This window comes from Clostridium sp., from assembly GCF_051650885.1.
Lineage (GTDB): Bacteria > Bacillota > Clostridia > Clostridiales > Clostridiaceae > Clostridium.
On sequence record NZ_JBOFRG010000208.1, the window covers coordinates 1 to 2,722 of the forward strand.

At 28.3% G+C, this 2,722-nt stretch carries 2 protein-coding genes and 2 rRNA genes; all 4 read right to left on the bottom strand.

Annotation, left to right across the window (positions count from 1 at the left end; translation table 11 throughout):
* Nucleotides 1-13: 13 nt before the first annotated feature.
* Nucleotides 14-130 (bottom strand): 5S ribosomal RNA (gene rrf / locus ACRC28_RS09890).
* Between the two features lie 158 nt (nt 131-288).
* Entirely contained in the window at nt 289-1,242 is a 954-nt protein-coding gene (locus tag ACRC28_RS09895) for an L-lactate dehydrogenase (RefSeq protein ID WP_438543287.1), read from the bottom strand.
* A 610-nt stretch (nt 1,243-1,852) separates the two neighbouring features.
* Nucleotides 1,853-2,341, bottom strand: a complete 489-nt coding sequence (locus ACRC28_RS09900) for a hypothetical protein (protein ID WP_438543288.1) — start codon at nt 2,339-2,341, stop codon at nt 1,853-1,855.
* Between the two features lie 286 nt (nt 2,342-2,627).
* Nucleotides 2,628-2,722 (bottom strand): 5S ribosomal RNA (gene rrf, locus ACRC28_RS09905); the annotation flags it as partial.

Here is a 2,722-nt window from a genome sequence, read left to right on the forward strand (position 1 = left end):
CTAGTGAACCATTACCTAGCAACTTGCTACTCTCCCACACAGTCTCCCGTGCAGTACCATCGCCGTTATAGAGCTTAACTTTCCTGTTCGGAATGGGAAGGAGTGTTTCCTCTATGCCATCATCACTAGATTTACTTTTTCTGTTTCGTGACCGCTTGTGCCCCTCAACAATTACTTATTATATAGACTTAACATAATAAAGTCAACAACTTTTTGAAAGTTTTTTTTATTTTTTTTATAAAAACCTCGCAAAGCCTTATTCTATGCGAGGTTTTTGATATTTATTTTCTACTTTTTTTCTAATTTTTCGACATATTCTTTTATAATTTCAACAGATTTATCAAAGTTTTCTTTTTCTTTTTTTGTTAAATGAATTTCAACTACTTCCTTTACTCCATTAGAATTTAATATTGCTGGGACTCCTACAAAAAATCCATTTACACCATACTCTCCTTCTAAAAGAGTTGAAACTGGTATAATTCTATTTTCATTATTTAAAATTGCTTTTATAATTCCAACAGTTGCTGTTGCAATTGCATAATAAGTAGTTCCTTTTCTTTTATATACTTCCCAACCTGCTTCTGCCGTATTTTTTACTAAGTCATCTAAATCTACTCTTGGAAATCTTTCTTTATTATCTTCTAATACTTTTAAGAAGGACTTTCCTCCTACAGTTATATGTGACCATGGAACCATTTGAGAATCTCCATGCTCTCCCATTGAATATCCTTGTACAGACCTTGGATCTACATCTACAAGCTCTGCTATAAAGTTTTTAAGCCTTGCTGTATCTATTGATGTTCCAGTACTTAATACATGATTTTTAGGTAATCCTGATAGTTTATGTACATAATACGCTATAATATCTGCTGGATTTGAAACTACTATAAAATATCCCTTAAATCCACTTTCCATAATAGGTTCAACTATAGACTTAGTAATTTTAGCCGTCATATCTAATGTATCTAATCTAGTTTGCCCTTCCTTCGGTGGTGCTCCTGCAGTTATAACAACTATATCTACATCTCCATATTCACTATATTCAGCAACTCTCACCTTAACGTTCCTATTTAAATATTCAATAGAATGATTTAAATCCATTGCTTCCCCTAAAGCTCTTTCCATATTGATATCAGTCATTAAAACTTCATCACAAACCCCTTGTGTTACCAAGCTAAATGCTGTACTAGAACCTACTAATCCAGTTCCAACAATAGCCACTTTTGAACTTTTTATTGCCATAAATAATCAACTCCTTAACCTTTTATATTCCACATTTATTATATCACTTCTTACTTTTTTATTGTAAGTGCCAAATATAAGATTTTTCCCATATATTAAATATTATAACAAGTTATTTATAGGTGATATATGAATACAGATTCTTTAAATTTAAAAACCATTGAATTATCATATTTTATTGATAAGGGCATTTATTTTTCTCTTCTTTCAAGTCTTACATCTTTAAAAGCCAATCGTGAGCTTAGAAAAAAACTTTCAAATTGCAATGAATATACAGATCCTAATCTCTTATTATACATTAGCCGATATTATTCCTTCTTAAGTAGTCTCATTACTTATTTATTCGTAATAAAAACTCTTGATTTAATGTGTTCTAACCCTGCCACGACTTCTGATAGCCTAAATACAACTCAACTTCTTTTAAAATTTGCTTTTATTTCTTTATATATCAGTTATATTTCTCTTAATATTGCATATTCAATATTAAACACTTAAAAATTACACAAATAAAAAAAGAGCTATTTTAAAATATATTAAAATTTGCTCTTTTTTTATTTAATCTATTTCTTTAATATCTCATTCTCTATAAACCATTTTCATATCTTCCCTTTTATAATATAAAGAAAATTATACATATACAACTCATTAAACAAATCAAATATAAGTATAACTTATTATTATTTTTAAACTCTTCTTTTAATCCAGTAATCATAATTATAGGACTTAATAAACTCACCAAAATATTGAAAATAACCCTTCCCTGTATTAAATTAAAATCTAGTAAAATACTTACTATCAATAATGTTATTACTATACTTGATGTTATTGTAAATGATAATTTAAGTGATTCAATTTCTACCTTCAAAAGCTTCAATAATATTTTGTTTATTATAAAATATATCCCTTTAGCAAATATACCTAATAACAAAAGTATTATTAGTAGATTATTCGTCTTAAAAATTTCACTTGCAATTTGAAATATCCCTCCATTTGAAATTTCCATCTGATTTACATACATTTGAATAAAAAAAAGTATTACAAATATATATATAACCCAATCAATAAAAAACCATAAATAATTTTCTTTTTTATAGTTCAAATTTCACCCCTCCTTTTATTTTTCTGTGATTAGTAGTTACAATTTTTTCACTCGCACAAGTTAAACTTGCTATATCATATGTATATATTATCCTTTTTAGGGAGTTATTCAATTTTTTTCGTTTTACTTATTTCTACATTTTTCTTTAATCTTATATCTTTGTACCATTCTCAACCCTTTTATCCACAATTTTTGTTTCAAATTTAATTTTCCTCTCTTTTTTTGTGGATAATTTTGTGCGCAAAAAAGCCAGTAGAATTAACTACTGACTTTTCTCTTTGTTTTCACTTGGCAACTTCCTACTCTCCCACACAGTCTCCCGTGCAGTACCATCGGCGTTATAGAGCTTAACTTTCCTGTTCGGAATGGGAAGGAGTGTAC

Excerpts from the sequence above, each read along its gene's own strand:
- ACRC28_RS09895 (WP_438543287.1), bottom strand. The coding sequence starts at position 1,242 with ATGGCAATAAAAAGTTCAAAAGTGGCTATTGTTGGAACTGGATTAGTA.